Consider the following 16,479-nt stretch of genomic DNA (forward strand, 5'->3'; position numbering starts at 1 on the left):
GCTCAGTCGTCGTCGGCTCAGTCGTCGTCGGCTCAGTCGTCGTCGGCTCAGTCGTCGTCGGCTCAGTCGTCGTGGTCGGCTCAGTCGTCGTCGTCGGCTCAGTCGTGGTCGGCTCAGTCGTCGTGGTCGGTGTCGGAATTACGGTCGTGCCGCAGTTGTGACGGTGACAATGCCAGCCATAGTTGCCGTTGCCGTTGTTGCCGCCACCGTTGCCGTTGTGACCGCCACCGTTGCCGTTGTTGCCGCCACCGTTGCCGTTGTTATTGCCACCGTTGTTGCCGTAATTGCCGTTTCCATTGCCGTTGTTGCCACCACCGCTGTTGCCGCCAGGTTGGGCGGCGACGATGGCGGGGAAGACCGATACGGCAAGGACGCCGATACCCATCAGGCACATCACAGCAACAAGCATCATCGCTAGCCGTCGTGGCTGGCTCATCGACATTCCTCCCCGACACATACGTCCGACCTGCGGAAAACTGCGGCAGACTCACCGTGCCTATCGCACCGGACACACCCTCGTTACATTTCCGGCAAACATGTATCCGCCCAAGGATCATCCCTCACTTGGAAGCTCAACGGTCCGGATCAGCGGTCGCAATCGTATGAAACGGCGCACACTCAGATCGAATCTTCGCAATTCGGGCAGGCCCTGAAAATGCAGGAAAGGGTCGTTCAACTTTCGTTGAAAGACCCTTTTCGCTGGTACTTCTTGGTGGAGCTGAGGGGAATCGAACCCCTGACCTCTTCGATGCGAACGAAGCGCGCTACCAACTGCGCCACAGCCCCGTGCCACCGCCTCAGCGGTGCTCGGCAACTCTAACAGGAACGAATACTCCCGTTGGAATCACCCGACACGAACTTTCGGCCCGACAAGATCGGCCCAGAAGATCACTGACCGGACGCGCGACGCATCTCGGTGTGCCTGATCTCTTCTTCGTAGTGATCCAGGTGATCGAACACCGGATCTTCGTCGTCGACCTCGAGGACAACCGCTCCTGGCCGACGCAGTCGCGCCGGAATCAGGCGAAGCTCTTCGTCGGTGTGCGATTCGACTCCGAGTCGCGATCGGTTGAGGCGTTCGGTACGACGGCGGCGAATCTCTTGCTCGATCCGAACCTGCCGACGCAAGTACGCCATGTACCCGCCGAGGCCGCACACGGTCAGCGCAAACAACCACCACACCATCGGCGAGATGATCAATGCGAGAGCGCCCGAGAGAATCGCGACGAACGCAAGTCCCAGCAATGTCCGCTGACGGAATGCATACCGCGCCTCCCGGGCGATGGCATCCGCTTCGGGGTCGAATCCGCCTCGGCCGCGCCGAACCGGAACAAATTCTCCGACCGGTGCACGACCGCCGGCGTAGTCGTCTTCTGCGTGAGTGTCCATCTGGTCCTCCGCGTCGTAGCTGCTGCGCACTGGTTCTGGTTGCCAGTTCGGATCGCTTCGATGTCCTGCTGCCGGCCCGCGCTGAACAGGGTTGCTGTCGCCGCGGTGGAGTACTCGAGTCGCGAGTGCCGCGTCACTCGTCTGCCGGATCCTGGGGCGCTTGTTGACAAGCATCGGCACCAGGACGAACAGCCACACGGCCACCAGCCCGATCCACACGAATGAGCTAGGCATGCCGCGGCCTCCTCCCGATCACCTACCAGCACCTATGCCAGCCGTTGACGAGTCAAGGTTAACGGCCGACGCCTTCGCATCGTTGCCGACGCGCCGAACCCCACCATACTCATGTGTCACACGCGTACCGAACTGAACTTCCGGTTCAGTCCCAAAAGTCTCAAGTTCTGGTTGAATCAAAAACCACATTTTCCCGCCCGAAAGTAGGACTACTCAGCGGTAACTGCTGTTTAGCTCGCGTTTCTCACGCTTCTGGCGCCGTCTTCGTCACACCCACGAAGCACGTCCGGACCGCACCAATCTGTCGACGACGGTGGTGGGTACTTCCTCGATGGTCATTCCGACCAGAAGATGATCACGCCATTGGCCGTCGACATCGAGGTAGCGCTTGAGAAGACCTTCCTCCCGGAACCCAACGTTTCGTAGGACTGCGCGACTCGACGCGTTCTCCGGCCGAACAGTGGCCTCCACTCGATGCAGACCGACCTTCGAGAATGCGTGATCGAGTGTGAGTGCAACGGCAGCTGTGGCTACGCCCCCACCGGTCACGTGCGAGGCGACCCAATAGCCCACCCAGGCGGACCGCAGAGCGCCGCGCACCACATTTCCGATGGTGACCTGCCCGCAGTACTTCCCGTCGAGTTCGATCACCAGGGGAAGGATCCTGCCCTTGCGCGCTTCGGAGCGAAGGTTCCCGCACAGGGACGGCCAGACGGTGATGTGGTGGCGAGCATCCCAGGGCGATTCTCCGGTGGGCTCCCACGGCTCGAGGTGCTCGCGATCGCGAATGCGGAGACGACTCCACACAGCAGCGTCACGGAGCTTCACGGGGCGGACGGTCACCACTCCCGCGGGCACTCGCAGCGGGCCGAGATCTTCCGGCCATCCTGGATGGACTGACATCACACCCCACTCGGGTCGGCGTTACCCACGTTGGGCGAGAAAAGCTACGTCGACTTCTTCACCGATGTGCACTTCGGTGACGTCTCGATCGACCAGAACCAAGCAATTGGCTTCCGCCAAGGTCGCGAGGAGATGTGAGGACGCACCGGGCGCACCCCCGAGGGCCTGCACCAGGTACTCCCCTGTCGCTTCGTCACGCATCAGCTGACCACGCAGAAAACCCTTGCGATCGGCAATCGACGTGATCGTTCCCACTGTCCGCGCTTTCACTACTCGCCGCATCGGCTGGCGGCGTCCGAGCGCGATTCTGATCAGCGGGCGAACCATGACTTCGAATACCACCAGTGCGCTGACCGGGTTGGACGGTAGGAGAAAGGTCGGAACCTCGTCCCTTCCCAGCTTTCCGAAGCCTTGCACCGATCCCGGATGCATGGCAACGCGCTCCACCTCGAGTGTCCCCAGGTCGGCAAGCGCCTCACGAACCTCGTCGGACGCTCCGCCGCCCACGGCACCGGCGATGACAACGATTTCCGAGCGAATCAGCTGTCCCTCGACTACTTCGCGAAGACGACGAGAGTCGTTGCCTGCGATTCCCACACGATTGACGTCGGCGCCGGCATCGCGCGCTGCGGCGGCGAGGGCATACGAATTGACGTCGTAAACCTGACCAGGCCCCGGCGTGCGATCCACGTCGACGAGTTCTCCACCGACGCTGATGACGGAGAGGCGCGGACGCGGATGGACGAGTACTTTGTCGCGGCCGACCGCGGCAAGCAACCCGACCTGTGCGGCTCCGATGATGGTGCCTGCCCGAACGGCCACGTCGCCCGGCTGGACGTCGTCGCCTGCACGGCGAACGTAATCGCCCGAACGCACCGGCTCGAAGATCCGAACGCGAGCGCGACCACCGTCGGTGTTTTCGAGCGGGAGCACGGCGTCGGCCAGCGTGGGCAGCGGCGCGCCCGTGTCGACTCGAACGGCCTGACGCGGTTGCAAGCGGATCGGTTGGCGTGAGCCCGCCGTCACCTCGCCGACCACCGGCAAGCTGAGGTCCGTAGGCTCGCCGTCCTCGCCGCGGAGGTCGGCTCCAGCTCCGGCGACATCGACACTGCGAACCGCGTAACCGTCGATGGCAGCTTGATCGAATCCCGGCAATGGGCGTTCGGTCACCACTTCCTCGGCACACAGCAGTCCCTGCGCCTCCGAGATGGCGACCCGAACCGGACGGGGTGCCACTGCAGCAGCGGTAACCCTGGTCTGCTGCTCCTCAACCGACCGCATCTGGTCCGCGTCCTCCTGTGTCTGGAAATTCGGTGATATCCGTCAGCTAGTGATGCCTTGCCGCCGAAAAGGGACAAGCACATTGATACTGCGTTATCGGGCGATCAACCACCGTGGCGACACGCTCAGCGGTCGAGCCGATCCGCGAGCCACTTACGCAAGGACGGGCCGTAATCGTCACTGTCGAGTGCCAGGTCCACCGAAGCGCGGAGGTACCCACCGGGGTTGCCCAGGTCATGACGCGTTCCGCGGTGCACCACCACGTGAACCGGATGGCCCTCGGAAATCAGGAGAGCGATGGCGTCGGTGAGTTGCAACTCACCGCCGGCTCCCGGCTCGATGCGACGAAGTGCGTCGAAGATCGCACGATCGAGCAGATAGCGACCTGCAGCGGCAAAGGTCGACGGCGCGTCTTCCACAGCCGGCTTCTCGACCATGCCGACGACCTTGAGGACGTCGGGATTGACCGCGTCGGGAACGATCTCGACGTCGAAGACGCCGTAAGCGCTGACTGCGTCTTTCGGGACGTCGATTGCACAGAGAACGGATCCGCCGCGCTTGGCCCGAACTCGCGCCATGATCTCCAGGACGCCACGCGGTAGTACGAGATCATCGGGCAGAAGGACCGCGATGGCATCTTCGTCGTCGTCGAGAACCGACTCGACGCAACCGACTGCATGCCCGAGGCCGAGGGGCTGCTCCTGAATCACGGAGTCGACTTCGAGCAAACCCGGCGCTTTGCGCACCTTCGCCAGGGCAGCGAGTTTTCCGCTTGCTTCCAGCTTGCTTTCGAGCACGAGATCCTCGACGAAGTGGGCAACCACGCCGTCTTTGCCCGGGGACGTCACGATGACGAGCCGCTCGGCTCCCGAGTCCGCAGCTTCACCTGCCACCAGCTCGATACCCGGTGTGTCCACGACCGGCAGCAATTCTTTCGGAACCGTCTTGGTGGCAGGCAGGAAACGCGTACCAAGTCCGGCTGCGGGAACCACGGCCGTACGGAAGGCCCTCGTGCTGCTAGCGACAACGTCTGTCATGCCAACACCTTAGCCGCCGCTTGTTACCGCTCGGTCAGCACGACGAATATCGTTGCGGGGTGACACCTCAGACAAAAGCACAATGGCGACAAATCACACTCGCAGCACGTGATGCAGTCTCCGAGCACACTCGAAACACGGAAACTGCGGCGTTGATCACGCACATACGTTCAGTGATTGTCGACGGCTCGGTCGTCTGTGCGTACGTCCCCACCCGCACCGAACCAGGATCCACCGATTTGCTCGACGCCGTTGCCGAGATCGCTCAGCGTGTACTACTTCCGATCACCGGGGAGCCGGGACCGTTGTCCTGGGTCGAGTACAGCGGCGCGGACGGTTTGCGCCCCGCGAAGTACGGCATTCGGGAGCCTGTCGGACCCGTCTTGCCACCGGAAGCCCTGTCCGACGTGGAATGCATGCTTGTCCCTGCTCTCGCGGTGGATCTTCGCGGAACACGCCTCGGCCGTGGCGCAGGCTTCTACGACCGGACGCTCGGGTCGGTCGGACCACAGACTCGGCTCGTGGCAATTGTCAGAGACTCCGAACTCGTCGAGGCCTTGCCTGCCGACGACCACGACATCCCCATGGGCTGGGCATTGACGCCGCGCGGCGGCCTCACGCAACTCAAAGGCGATTGATCTGCGGGAATAGATCCCTGATTAGCGCTGTTGGCACTGTCACTTGTAGAGTGCTAAAGGCTGCGGTGTAAATGCGCGGCTGCTCGAACATCACAGTGCGGAGGAAGCCCGGTGCCCACCTACTCATACGCATGTACGGAATGTGACAACCGTTTCGACATCGTCCAGTCCTTCAGCGAAGATTCGCTGACGGTCTGCCCAGCTTGCTCAGGCAAGCTCCGCAAGCTGTTCAACTCTGTTGGCATCGTGTTCAAGGGCAGCGGCTTCTACCGCACCGACAGCCGCGGCGGCTCCGGGACTGCGAGCGAGCCGGCCAAGAGCGATTCGGCACCCGCTGCGAAGTCCGAGTCCAAGTCGGACTCCTCTTCGACATCGAGTTCGTCGACCAGCACGCCGGCGCCCGCAAAGGCTGCCGCAAGCTGATTTCCACAACCTCCGGGTTGTCCACAGGTTCACATTGTCAGGGCCGGAAGCACCGCTTCCGGCCCTAACGTGCATGAATGCCGTCAGTACGTTCTCGTTCGCCGAGGCGCTCCCATCCATTGCGCGCCCAGCTCGATCTCAGCCCGAGCACCTTCGATCGCGTCGTCGAACTGACACGCGGCACACGATTCCGCACGGCGACAGTCCGTAAGATCGCAGCCGTTGTCCTGGCCACACTCGGCGTTGTTCTCTTCTTTCGAGGCGATCCCGCGACTGACACCGTCGCCGTAGTTGTCTCGAGCCGCGATCTCACTCCGGGGCAGGTGATTGCGGATTCGGACGTCGAGGTCCGCGAGATCGACTCGAAACAACTTCCCGAAGGAGTTGTCTCCGACACCGACCTGGTAGTCGGGAGAACCGTTGCCGGCCCGATTCGCTCCGGAGAAACCGTCACCGACGTGCGCGTTCTCAGCCCACGGCTGGCCGGGTTGTCGGTAGGAACCGACGACGCCCGCATCGTCCCCGTCCGATTGGCCGATGCGGCCGTCGCGGACATGTTGCGCAGCGGGGACGTCGTCGACGTCCTGACCGTCGGCCCTGACACATCCCGCTCAGACACACCCCACCCCGACACACCCAACGAATCAATTGCCGACAAGGCCCCGCAGATTCTTGCGGCAGGAGCGGTAGTCACTTTGGTCACCACGTCGGAAAGTACACGTAACCAGCAGGAACAGGTGATTTTGCTGGCCCTGCCGACACCAGCAGCCAACGTCGTAGCCGCGGCATCTCTGTCCAATGCGATCACCGTGACATTCCGCTGACCGCACAAAGCGTCCGAAGCTCCTCTAGGATTTTTCCAGTCGGTTCGGTATCAACGGACCATCTGGCACTTGCCATCGGAGACTCGAGGGGACACCGACATGCTCAAGGGATTCAAGGACTTCCTGCTTCGCGGAAACGTGCTCGACCTGGCCGTCGCGGTTGTCGTCGGCGCAGCCTTCACCGCCATCGTCACGGCATTCACCAGCAACATCATCAACCCACTCATCGCAGCTATCGGCGGATCCGACGAATTGGGCTGGGGAAAGGAGATCATTGCCGGTAATTCCGAAACCTTCGTGAATATCGGTGCTGTGGTCACCGCGATCATCAACTTCATCATCATCGCAGCGGTCGTCTACTTCGTGCTGATCGTCCCTGCGAATGCGGCGAAGAAGAAGTTCGTCTCCGAGCCCGAGGACAAGGAAGCCAGCGAAACCGATCTGCTCATCCAGATCCGCGACATCCTCTCGGCCAATGCCGGTGGCGCCGACACGGGAGCGCACGCCAAGACTCTCGAATAGGCAGTGCCCACAGATCAAATCAGGCCCTCGGACAATTGTCCGGGGGCCTGATTTACTTCTCAACCCCCGTGGTGCGGGGGCCGCTGACTGCGCAGCCAGTCGTCGTCCGAGGACCGCGAGCATCCCTCGGGACCCCGCTCGTCCGACGTCGTCTCGGGAAAGACGTCCCCGAAGATGCGCGCCAGGCGCTTCTTGTCGACTGACGGCTTCTTCGGGGTATCTCGTTGCTCCGACAAGCTGTCTCAGCCCTCGAGGCTGGAGAGCTCGGCGATCACGTGACTCGCCAAAGCCGTCAGGGTTGCCATGCCGTCGCGAATTGCCGGCCTGGTCGACGCCAGATTGGCGACCACGGTGCTTCCCGAAACCCCGACGAGGCCGCGGGACAAGCCTGCTTCGAGCGATCCGGCCGAAAGACCGGAAGCACGAAGTGCTTCGGCAATTCCCGGGATCTCGCGATCGAGAACCTCAGCGGTCACGTCAGGAGTGACGTCACGCGGGGATACCCCGGTACCGCCGACCGAGATGACGAGGTCGACGCCACCGATGACTGCGGTGTTGAGAGCGTTGCGGATCTCCACTTCGTCGGCGGCGACGGCGACCGTCGCATCGACGAGAAAACCCGCTTCGTTCAGCAGTTCCGTGACCAGTGGACCGATGGAGTCGGTGTTGTCGCCGTGGGCTGTGCGATCGTCGACGATGACGACCAGAGCGCGGCCGGCCGATGTGGCTTCGAGTTCCATGACTCCTACCGTAGTGTCCGATCCCGACGCCGTTGCGATCTGGCCGAAGATCGGGTCGATCGTCTGCTGATCGCCGAACATCATCGGCCGCCCTGCGCTGCCGCGGTTCCCAACGTGACGTCGACGGTCTTGGTCTGCCCGCCGTCGCTGTACGTGATCGAGACCTTGTCGCCGGGAGCATGTGAACGCACTGCCGCGATCAGCGAATCACCATCTGCGACAACACGATCGTCGACCTTGGTGATGACTGCACCCTTCGGGATACCGGCCTTGGCTGCCGGCCCGTCAGCAGTGACATCCATGACGGTTGCGCCGTCGGCGTTGTCCTGCGACGGCACGGTCACGCCGATCATGGCCTGAGTCGCCTTGCCGGTCTTGATCAGTTCGTCGGCGACGCGGCGTGCTTGATCGATCGGGATGGCGAAACCGAGGCCGATCGAACCGCCTTGGGTACCCGACGACGCTCCGAGCGAGGCGATCGCCGTGTTGATGCCGATCAGCTGGCCGTCCATGTTGACGAGGGCGCCACCGGAGTTGCCGGGGTTGATCGCTGCGTCGGTCTGCAGAGCGTCGATGACGGTGTTCTGATTGCCGGACTCGCCGCTCGTGGACACCGGGCGATCGAGTGCGGAGATGATGCCTTCGGTGACCGTGCCGGCCAGGCCGAGTGGGGACCCGACGGCAACCACCTGCTGTCCGACCTGGACGTCGCCGGAGTTGCCGAGATCGATGGGGGTGAGGTCGTTTCGACCGTCGACCTTGATGACGGCGATGTCGGAGACGGGATCGGCACCGACAAGGGTGGCCGAAGCCTTGGTTCCGTCGGAGAACGCAACGCGAAGTTGCGCTCCCTGTGCGCCGGCAACGTGGTTGTTGGTCAGAATCAGACCGTCGGAGGACAGGATGACACCGGAGCCCTCACCGCCCTGTCCCTGCGCGGTGGCTACCTCGATCTGCACGACGCTCGGCACGACCTTCGAGGCAACGGCCTGAACCGAGCCGGCGGGAGCGTTGGACGTGTTGGTCGCAGTGGGCTTCGGAGCGTTCAGAGAGTTGGTGACCGTCGCGGTTCCACCGTTGCGGTCCGCGACGACGGCGCCGACCACGCCACCGACACCACCACTGACCAGGACCAGGGCGAGAGCGCCGGCAACCAGCGCCATGCGTCCCGACTTCGGCTTGGTGGTGGTCGAACCGGAGTTCGGCCCCTGCAGCGGTGCGGGGATCTGGTTGTGGCCGCCGCCCGGGCCGTTCGGACCGCCGGGGCCACCAGGGTTGGGTGCGCCGTACGGGGCGCTCTGCTGGTACGCGGCCTCATGGGCACCGTGCGGGTGGCCGAAGGCCTGCGTGGGCTGCTGCTGCGCCTGCCCGAAGGCTTCGGTGGGCCGGCCTTCAGTGGGTCGGGCTTCGGCGGGTCGGGCAAAGGATTCGGTCGGCTGGTACGGCTGCTGAGGCGCCTGCCCCTGAGGCTGCTGCGGCGGCACGGGAGGCTGTGCCTGAGGTGCCGTCGGCTGCGCCTGGGTGGTGGGTTCGCTGTTGGGCTGCTCGGGCCGGGTCGGCCCGACGTTACGGTCCTCGGTCATCGGCTCGCTTTCGTCTACGGTGACCACCGGACGGGCAGTCACAACTGTTCTGCCGACAATGCTGCCTTGCGCTGCTGAGAAGGCGCTGAGACGTGCCTGTCACTTTACCCAGGTTTCGACGTGAAAAACCGGTGTTGTCGGTTCGGCCCGAAAGACTTTCGGGCCGAACGCATTAAGCCGTGACGTCAGTCACCGAAGCGAGGGACCAACGGGTCTACAGAACACGCTACTCGGCACTCGGCCCCGGTTCACCGGGAAGCACGATACGAACAAGCGCTCCCCCACGATCGGATTCGTCGATCGCGATGGTGCCGCCGTGCTTGACGACGACCTGACGCACAATCGCAAGTCCCAGACCCGATCCCGGCATCGAACGTGCCGCAGTCGACCGGTAGAAACGATCGAACACCAACTCCCGATCCTCCTCCGGAATGCCAGGTCCCGCATCACTTACGGTCAATTCCAACAATCCTTGACCCACCGGTCGCATTTCGACGCGTACCTGTTCGCCCTTCGGACTCCACTTCGCAGCGTTGTCGAGGACGTTCAGCACGGCACGCGACAGGCCCGCTTGATCTCCGTAGACGTACCACGGAGTGGTGACCGCCTCGAACTCGATTTCGTTGCGCCTGCGCCGCGCTCGTTCGAGCGCACGCTCGACGACGTCGCTGACGTCGACGCGCTCGTACACGGTTTCGGGTGCGTCTTCACGGGCCAGGTCGACGAGGTCGCCGACCAGAGTCGACAGTTCCTCGATCTGCGCGACGACGTCGGCACGAAGTTCTGCCATGTCCTCGTCGGGAATCTGCGGCGCACCGGGGCGACTGGACGCGATCAGCAATTCCATGTTGGTGCGCAACGAAGTCAACGGCGTCCGCAACTCGTGTCCGGCGTCCGCGACGAGGCGCGACTGACGCTCGCGGGACTCGGCGAGCGCCCTCAGCATCGTGTTGAAACTCTCTGTCAGGCGCGCCAATTCGTCGCTGCCGGTAACGGGGATCTGCGTCAGATCGTCGGTCCGAGCGACTCGTTCGGTGGCAGCAGTCAGCCTGGCAATGGGTCGTAAACCGGTGCGGCCCACGGTAGTACCCGCCACTGCCGCAAGTATGACGCCACACCCGCCGACCACGAAGAGCACCCAGGCCAGACGGTCCAGTACCGCAACGGTCGGCGCGAGCCGCTGACCGATCACCAAAGTGCTTCCGTCATGGGTTCGTTGAGCCAGCACTCGCTGACCGTCGACGGTTCGCAGCGAGGAATCCGATTCGCCACGCGCTACGGCGTCTTCGGCTTCACCGATCGGCACGTCGGAACCGGGCGGCTGGTACGTGCTCAGGTCCGAGAAGATCAGGGCCACACTGATGTCGGTGGTGTACAGCGTCGCACCGGAGATGTAGCGAGGATCGAATCGCACGACATTGCTGTCGATCAGCACCGCTGCCCTGGTACGCAACTGGTGATCGACGTCCGCGTAGAGCGCACGCGAAACCACCGCGTAGGCAGCGATCGCCATGACTGCGACGGCAATGGCCACCACCGACGCGGCGAGCAGCGTCACACGCCAACGCAATGACACCGAACGGGTCAGTGGCATCGGCGGGCGCATTTCGACGGACGCTTGGGTGGTGGAGGATTTCTTCGGTTCGGCGTTCTTGCCGAACGGAGCGGTGATCACGGAGGCGTCTCCCGCAGGACGTAGCCGACTCCGCGGACGGTGTGGATCAACCTCGGTTCGCCGTCGGCTTCCGTCTTGCGACGCAGGTAGCCGACATACACCTCGAGGGCATTGCCGGACGTCGGGAAGTCGTATCCCCACACTTCTTCGAGAATGCGTCCACGGGTCAGCACGCGGCGTGGGTTGGCCATGAGCATTTCGAGGAGGGAGAACTCGGTGCGCGTCAGGCTGATCGATCGCTCTCCGCGCTTGACCTCACGGGTGACCGGGTCGAGGGTGAGGTCCTCGAACGCCATCATTTCGGAATCGGCGTCCTGATCGGGCGCGGTGCGGCGAAGTAGTGCACGCAACCTGGCAAGCAACTCTTCCAAAGCGAAGGGCTTGGGCAGGTAGTCGTCCGCTCCGGCATCGAGGCCGGCCACTCGCTCGCTGACCGAATCGCGGGCGGTGAGCACGAGGATGGGCAGGTCGTCGCCGGCACTGCGAAGACGACGGCACACTTCGAGTCCGTCGAGTCGCGGCATCATGACGTCGAGCACGACGGCGTCGGGCCGGTTGGCGAGGATCTTCTCGAGTGCGTCGAGCCCGTCGACCGCGAGCTCGACCGTGTAGCCGTTGAAGCTGAGCGACCGCCGAAGCGACTCGCGAACCGCCCGGTCGTCGTCGACCACCAAAATACGCATACCGACAGTTTGGACTGAAGTGCTGAGATGCGGCTGAGAGGGTCCGATTCCGGCCTCCGGCGTGTCGCGGTCAGTCCCGGGTTCGCCTGGGCCCGGGCAGGCTCCAATGACGCCATAACGCAAGCAGTCTGAACACCGCGGCGAACGCCGTGCCGCACACCAGCGCGGCGTTGGTGGACAGTCCGGCTTGCGAGACTGTGACCACCAACGCAGCGCCGAGCAGTGCGGGAACCGCGTACAGGTCCTTGTGCAGGAGCAGTGGCACCTCGTTGACGAGAACGTCGCGGATCACGCCGCCGCCGATCGCCGCGGTCGCACCGATCAACGTCGCCGCCAGCGAACTGGCGTTGTTGTCCAGCGCGATGACGGCGCCGGTGCTCGCGAACAAGCCCATCCCCAGTGCGTCGAGCGCCAGGATTTCACGACGCAGTCGATTGAGCGGCTCGTGGAGGTAGAACACGGCGAGTGAGGTGGCGGCGGCGGTTCCGAAGTACGGCCAACTGCTCAGAGAGCTGGGCGGATGGACGCCGAGGAGAACGTCGCGGACGATACCGCCGCCGATGCCGGTGAACACACCGACCGAGCACACCCCGAAGATGTCGAGTCGCTTGGTGACGCCCACCAGGGCACCCGAGGCCGCGAACGCCACGATGCCCACCAGTTCGAGGATCCTCAGCAGCACCGGCCAAGGATCGCACGGTCAGATGCGGCTCGGGTCGATCACCCCGAGCCGAACTGCTTTGACCAGTCGCCGAGGCACCCGGTGGGTCTGGCCGAAGGCCGTGACCTCGACCAGATCGGGCGCCGTCGCCTTCCACTGGGCACGACGGCTGCGCGTGTTGGAACGGGACATCTTCCGCTTGGGAACGGCCATCAGAGTGCCTTGCGCTTTCCGTAGCGCCGCTCGAACTTCTCGACGCGTCCGGCGGTGTCCATCACACGTTGCGCTCCGGTCCAGAACGGGTGAGAGTCGCTCGTGACGTCGACGACCAGCAGCGGGTACGTGCCACCATCTTCCCATTCGACGGTGCGCTCACTCGTCACGGTCGATCGGGTCAGGAAGCTCTTGCCGGTGCTGGCGTCCTGGAAGACCACCGGGTGGTAGTCGGGGTGCATCTGCTTCTTCATTCGTTTCCCTCTCGCGTTGATTCGGTTTCGGCATAAGGTGATTCGGATTCGTCACACGGGTCTTCGTGAAACTCGCCGAACGGGTCTTCCCACGTTGCCCACGACGCTTCGTCCGCCAATTCGTCGTCGGTGACCAAGGCGTGCTGCAGTGTTCGGTCGATCTCGAGCGGGTTCGCACCGCACGTCAGAACGACCATCGAGGTGTCGCGATCACCGAAACGCTCGTCCCATTTCAGGGCCGCGAGTGCACGGCGTTCAGCTGGAACGCGGTCTCGTTCCTCCGGCGTCATCGCGGCCAGCCAGGTGTCCGCGCTGGCAACTCGCAGGCCACCGCCCGCCGATTCGAGCCAGAGCGCTTCACCCGGTTGCGTTGCCACCCAGACTCGTCCGCGGGAGTACACGACACCTTCGAGCAGGACGTCGATCGCCGCGTGCAGACGACCGGGGTGGAACGGCCGGTTCGCGGTGAACTCGACGAGCATCACTCCGCCGTCGTCGTCGAGCGGCGGCTGGCGACGCAACAGCGGTGAGTGAGCGTCGGCCAGTTCACCGCGTCGCGCATCCGCAGGCACCTCGAGGAGCAGTGCCTCGATGTCGTCTCCCTCATCGAAGACGGGTACCCGTGGAGCGATGCGCGCGAGAACCGCATTCAAGCGGGACCGCTGCCAGCCGTCGAGCGCATCGGACCCGCGTAGGACGAGCGCGTCGGCGAAGTCGACCTGCCCGACGACGACCTGAGCCAGGGTGCGGTCGTCGTCGAGAGCTTCGTCGCCGGTGGCGTCTGCCAGCCAGGTCGCCGCATCGATGCACGTCACGACGGCGTCGACGCGGACGTCCCGCTGCGCCGGTCCGTCCAGTTGGCCGACGACGCCGGTCACGACGACGTGCTCGATCGCCCAGCACAGCGCCTCGGGCTCGAGTTGCCGGTCCAACAGCAACACGATCCGCTGCACCGAACTGTGCGAGTGAAGCCGGCGCAGGAGCGGCAGCAAGTCTTCGCGCAGGGTGCAGGAGACGCAGCCGTGCGCGAGCTCGAGGATCGTCTCGCGCTCGGACACAGTGCCGGCAGACCCGGCACTCCCGGTCATCGAGGTGACCGTCCGCCGGACCACCCCTTCACGGACGTGGCTCAGGTCGTGGTGGACCAGAACAGTTCCGGTCCGCAGCAACGCTCGTGCGGTGTGTGGGGTGGATTCGCTCATGCCGGCGACCAGGACCAGCGGAGTCCTGCCGTCCAAGATCGTGTTCACAGCGGGCCTTTCTGGGAATGATTGTCATTACCGAGGTTGAACGGTACATTGATCTCACCGCATTGTCGAAAATGATTGTCATCTGCAATTTGAAAGGAACACCCATGTCGGCTCACTGCCAAGTGACCGGACGTGTGCCGGGGTTCGGAAAATCCGTCTCGCACTCTCACAAGCGTTCGAACCGTCGCTGGAACCCGAACATCCAGCGCAAGACCTACCTCCTGCCCAGCGAGGGGCGTCGCATCACACTCACGCTCTCGACCAAGGGCATCAAGACGATCGACCGCGACGGCATCGAATCCGTCGTCGCCCGGATCCGCGCGCGCGGCGAGAAGGTCTGAGCAGATGGCACGCAACGAGATCCGCCCGATCGTGAAACTCAAGTCCACCGCGGGCACCGGGTACACGTACGTGACCCGCAAGAACCGTCGTAACGACCCCGATCGACTCGTACTGAAGAAGTACGACCCGGTGCTGCGAAAGCACGTCGATTTCCGAGAAGAGAAGTAGGCATGGCCAAGAAGTCGAAGATCGCGAAGAACAACCAGCGACGGGTCGTCGTCGAGCGGTACGCGGAGCAGCGGTCCGCTCTCAAGGAGACGATCCGCTCCCCGAAAAGCTCGGCAGAGGAGCGCGCGAAGGCCCAAGCGACCCTGCAACGTCTACCACGCGACGCCAGTCCGGTACGATTGCGCAATCGAGACGCTGCGGATGGACGTCCGCGCGGCCACCTGCGGAAGTTCGGGCTCTCCCGGATTCGCGTGCGAGAAATGGCGCACCGTGGGGAACTGCCTGGCGTACACAAGTCGAGCTGGTAAGGAAGTCGGATGGCAGTCAAGCGTTCACCGTCGAAGAAGCCACGCCCCGTAGAGGGTCGTAAGCCCAAGAAGAACCCGTTGTTCGCAGCGAAGATCACGCATGTCGATTACAAGGACATCAACTTGCTTCGCACGTTCATCTCGGACCGCGGCAAGATCCGCAGCCGTCGCGTCACGGGCCTGACCCCGCAGCAGCAGCGTCAGGTCGCCGTTGCAGTGAAGAACGCACGCGAAATGGCGTTGCTCCCCTTCACCGCCGCACGGTAGTCATACGTGCTCGGTAGTCACACGTAGAAGTACCGAAAAGGTCGCGCAGTCACTCGACTGCGCGGCCTTTTTGTTGCCCTGACTAAGATTTTCCCGAAGTCGTTCATTCCAGTCGAGAGGTGCCCGCAGCGTGTCGGGAGTTGTTGCGGGTTTCACCGTAATTTTTGTTGTCATCGCGGTCGGGTATCTCCTCGGCCGTCTCGGCACCCTCGGTAGCCAAGGACAGTTCGTTCTCGGTCGACTCGTCTTCTTCGTCGCGACGCCTGCCCTGCTGTTCACCACCCTCGCGTCGTCCGATCTTTCGGTGATCTTCTCGCCGACGCTCGCCGTTGCGTCGGCTACTGCCTTTGCCGTCGGCGCTCTGTACGTCGTCGTCGCAAAGATCTGGCTCAACCGGCCGCTACCCGAACTGACCATCGGCGCGCTGTCGGCTTCGTACGTGAATTCAGCCAACCTCGGAATCCCGATCGCGGTGTTCGTGCTCGGCGATGCCACGTTCGTCGCGCCGCTCCTGCTCTTCCAGATCGTCGTGTACTCCCCGATCGCCTTGACGATCCTCGATCTGACGGCCCTTCGCGGCGCGGATGCCGAGAAGCTCTCGTTGATCGACACCGTCACCGCCCCGTTCAAGAATCCGATCGTGCTCGCGGGCGCTGCGGGGTTGATCGTCGCGTTGATCGGTTGGGTACCGCCCCGGCCGCTGATGCAGCCTTTCGAATTGATCGGCGCGACGTCCGTACCCGGTGCGCTGTTGGCATTCGGGCTCTCGCTCTACGGCGTGCGGGTGCTGGAGAAGGGCTCGAGTCCACGCCGCGACGTCGCGCTGGCGTCGACGCTCAAGATCGTGGTCCAACCTGTGCTGGCCTATCTGATGGCGCATTTCCTCCTCGACATCGACGGTCATCAGTTGTTCGCCATCGTGGTCGTCTCGACGTTGCCGACGGCGCAGAACGTCTTCATCTACGCAAGCCGCTATCGGCGCGGAATGGTCCTCGCCCGAGACAGTGCCTTTGTCACCACTTTGGCGTCAATTCCGGCAATTGCGCTGGTCACAGCGCTACTCGCTTGAGCAGGGTTACGGTGG

The 16,479-nt window shown here is 63.6% G+C and carries 23 protein-coding genes and 1 tRNA gene; 10 read left to right on the forward strand and 14 right to left on the reverse strand.

Annotated elements, in window-relative coordinates; genetic code table 11:
- Positions 1-163: 163 nt before the first annotated feature.
- Positions 164-418, forward strand: a complete 255-nt coding sequence (locus tag ATN37_RS02690; RefSeq protein WP_218694714.1) for a hypothetical protein — start codon at positions 164-166, stop codon at positions 416-418.
- A gap of 292 nt (positions 419-710) precedes the next feature.
- Here the strand turns inward: ATN37_RS02690 and ATN37_RS02695 are convergent.
- The 5 genes from ATN37_RS02695 to ATN37_RS02715 form a co-directional block, all read right to left on the reverse strand.
- A tRNA-Ala gene (locus ATN37_RS02695) sits at positions 711-786 on the reverse strand.
- A gap of 102 nt (positions 787-888) precedes the next feature.
- Positions 889-1,623: a gephyrin-like molybdotransferase receptor GlpR gene (glpR, locus tag ATN37_RS02700; protein WP_007727521.1), complete on the reverse strand. Its 735-nt coding sequence runs from the start codon at positions 1,621-1,623 to the stop codon at positions 889-891.
- Between the two features lie 267 nt (positions 1,624-1,890).
- Complete coding sequence (locus tag ATN37_RS02705) at positions 1,891-2,526, reverse strand: GNAT family N-acetyltransferase (protein WP_007727523.1); 636 nt, start codon at positions 2,524-2,526, stop codon at positions 1,891-1,893.
- Positions 2,527-2,547: 21 nt separating this feature from the next.
- Positions 2,548-3,807, reverse strand: a complete 1,260-nt coding sequence (gene glp, locus ATN37_RS02710) for a gephyrin-like molybdotransferase Glp (RefSeq protein WP_003946353.1) — start codon at positions 3,805-3,807, stop codon at positions 2,548-2,550.
- Positions 3,808-3,932: 125 nt separating this feature from the next.
- Positions 3,933-4,844 carry a UTP--glucose-1-phosphate uridylyltransferase gene (locus tag ATN37_RS02715; RefSeq protein WP_003946415.1) on the reverse strand — a complete coding sequence of 304 codons (912 nt, stop codon included), beginning with the start codon at positions 4,842-4,844 and terminating at the stop codon, positions 3,933-3,935.
- Between the two features lie 59 nt (positions 4,845-4,903).
- Here ATN37_RS02715 and ATN37_RS02720 point away from each other — a divergent pair, with 59 nt between their 5' ends.
- The 4 genes from ATN37_RS02720 to mscL all read left to right on the forward strand — a co-directional run bounded on the left by ATN37_RS02720 (position 4,904) and on the right by mscL (position 7,251).
- Positions 4,904-5,482, forward strand: coding sequence for a 5-formyltetrahydrofolate cyclo-ligase (locus tag ATN37_RS02720; RefSeq protein WP_030536326.1), 579 nt, complete (start codon positions 4,904-4,906; stop codon positions 5,480-5,482).
- A gap of 111 nt (positions 5,483-5,593) precedes the next feature.
- Positions 5,594-5,905 (forward strand): FmdB family zinc ribbon protein, encoded by a 312-nt coding sequence (locus ATN37_RS02725; protein WP_003946378.1) that lies wholly within the window; start codon positions 5,594-5,596, stop codon positions 5,903-5,905.
- 77 nt (positions 5,906-5,982) lie between these two features.
- Entirely contained in the window at positions 5,983-6,729 is a 747-nt protein-coding gene (locus ATN37_RS02730) for an SAF domain-containing protein (RefSeq protein ID WP_218694715.1), read from the forward strand.
- 99 nt (positions 6,730-6,828) lie between these two features.
- Positions 6,829-7,251 (forward strand): large conductance mechanosensitive channel protein MscL, encoded by a 423-nt coding sequence (gene mscL, locus ATN37_RS02735; protein ID WP_007727535.1) that lies wholly within the window; start codon positions 6,829-6,831, stop codon positions 7,249-7,251.
- Between the two features lie 59 nt (positions 7,252-7,310).
- Here the strand turns inward: mscL and ATN37_RS02740 are convergent, their stop codons facing one another.
- The 9 genes from ATN37_RS02740 to mrf form a co-directional block, all read right to left on the reverse strand.
- Entirely contained in the window at positions 7,311-7,487 is a 177-nt protein-coding gene (locus tag ATN37_RS02740; RefSeq protein ID WP_218694716.1) for a hypothetical protein, read from the reverse strand.
- A 6-nt stretch (positions 7,488-7,493) separates the two neighbouring features.
- Positions 7,494-7,991, reverse strand: coding sequence for a molybdenum cofactor biosynthesis protein B (locus tag ATN37_RS02745; protein ID WP_176720912.1), 498 nt, complete (start codon positions 7,989-7,991; stop codon positions 7,494-7,496).
- 80 nt (positions 7,992-8,071) lie between these two features.
- Positions 8,072-9,574: a S1C family serine protease gene (locus ATN37_RS02750; RefSeq protein ID WP_232509058.1), complete on the reverse strand. Its 1,503-nt coding sequence runs from the start codon at positions 9,572-9,574 to the stop codon at positions 8,072-8,074.
- A gap of 226 nt (positions 9,575-9,800) precedes the next feature.
- Entirely contained in the window at positions 9,801-11,180 is a 1,380-nt protein-coding gene (locus tag ATN37_RS02755) for a HAMP domain-containing sensor histidine kinase (RefSeq protein WP_020908630.1), read from the reverse strand.
- A 65-nt stretch (positions 11,181-11,245) separates the two neighbouring features.
- On the reverse strand, positions 11,246-11,932 hold the full coding sequence (locus ATN37_RS02760) for a response regulator transcription factor (RefSeq protein WP_218694717.1): 687 nt from the start codon (positions 11,930-11,932) through the stop codon (positions 11,246-11,248).
- A gap of 70 nt (positions 11,933-12,002) precedes the next feature.
- Positions 12,003-12,614 (reverse strand): trimeric intracellular cation channel family protein, encoded by a 612-nt coding sequence (locus ATN37_RS02765; RefSeq protein WP_003946409.1) that lies wholly within the window; start codon positions 12,612-12,614, stop codon positions 12,003-12,005.
- A gap of 18 nt (positions 12,615-12,632) precedes the next feature.
- Positions 12,633-12,806 carry a 50S ribosomal protein L32 gene (gene rpmF, locus ATN37_RS02770; protein WP_007727540.1) on the reverse strand — a complete coding sequence of 58 codons (174 nt, stop codon included), beginning with the start codon at positions 12,804-12,806 and terminating at the stop codon, positions 12,633-12,635.
- A complete protein-coding gene (locus ATN37_RS02775) occupies positions 12,806-13,060 on the reverse strand; it encodes a type B 50S ribosomal protein L31 (RefSeq protein WP_003946367.1) in 255 nt (84 codons plus the stop codon). Before ATN37_RS02775 ends, rpmF begins: the two co-directional genes overlap by 1 nt.
- Complete coding sequence (gene mrf / locus ATN37_RS02780) at positions 13,057-14,310, reverse strand: ribosome hibernation factor-recruiting GTPase MRF (protein WP_218694718.1); 1,254 nt, start codon at positions 14,308-14,310, stop codon at positions 13,057-13,059. The genes ATN37_RS02775 and mrf overlap by 4 nt, the downstream gene beginning before the upstream one ends.
- Positions 14,311-14,414: 104 nt before the next feature.
- Between mrf and rpmB the strand changes: the two genes are divergently transcribed.
- From rpmB to ATN37_RS02805, 5 genes are all read left to right on the forward strand, one after another.
- A complete protein-coding gene (rpmB, locus tag ATN37_RS02785) occupies positions 14,415-14,651 on the forward strand; it encodes a 50S ribosomal protein L28 (protein WP_003946346.1) in 237 nt (78 codons plus the stop codon).
- 4 nt (positions 14,652-14,655) lie between these two features.
- Positions 14,656-14,820, forward strand: a complete 165-nt coding sequence (gene rpmG / locus ATN37_RS02790) for a 50S ribosomal protein L33 (RefSeq protein ID WP_003946358.1) — start codon at positions 14,656-14,658, stop codon at positions 14,818-14,820.
- 2 nt (positions 14,821-14,822) lie between these two features.
- Positions 14,823-15,128 carry a 30S ribosomal protein S14 gene (gene rpsN / locus ATN37_RS02795; protein WP_003946379.1) on the forward strand — a complete coding sequence of 102 codons (306 nt, stop codon included), beginning with the start codon at positions 14,823-14,825 and terminating at the stop codon, positions 15,126-15,128.
- Positions 15,129-15,137: 9 nt separating this feature from the next.
- Positions 15,138-15,395, forward strand: a complete 258-nt coding sequence (rpsR, locus tag ATN37_RS02800) for a 30S ribosomal protein S18 (RefSeq protein WP_003946414.1) — start codon at positions 15,138-15,140, stop codon at positions 15,393-15,395.
- A 130-nt stretch (positions 15,396-15,525) separates the two neighbouring features.
- Entirely contained in the window at positions 15,526-16,464 is a 939-nt protein-coding gene (locus ATN37_RS02805; RefSeq protein WP_007727548.1) for an AEC family transporter, read from the forward strand.
- The last annotated feature ends 15 nt before the right edge of the window (positions 16,465-16,479 follow it).

The organism is Rhodococcus sp. MH15, assembly GCF_019266045.1.
GTDB classification, from domain to species: domain Bacteria; phylum Actinomycetota; class Actinomycetes; order Mycobacteriales; family Mycobacteriaceae; genus Rhodococcus_F; species Rhodococcus_F qingshengii.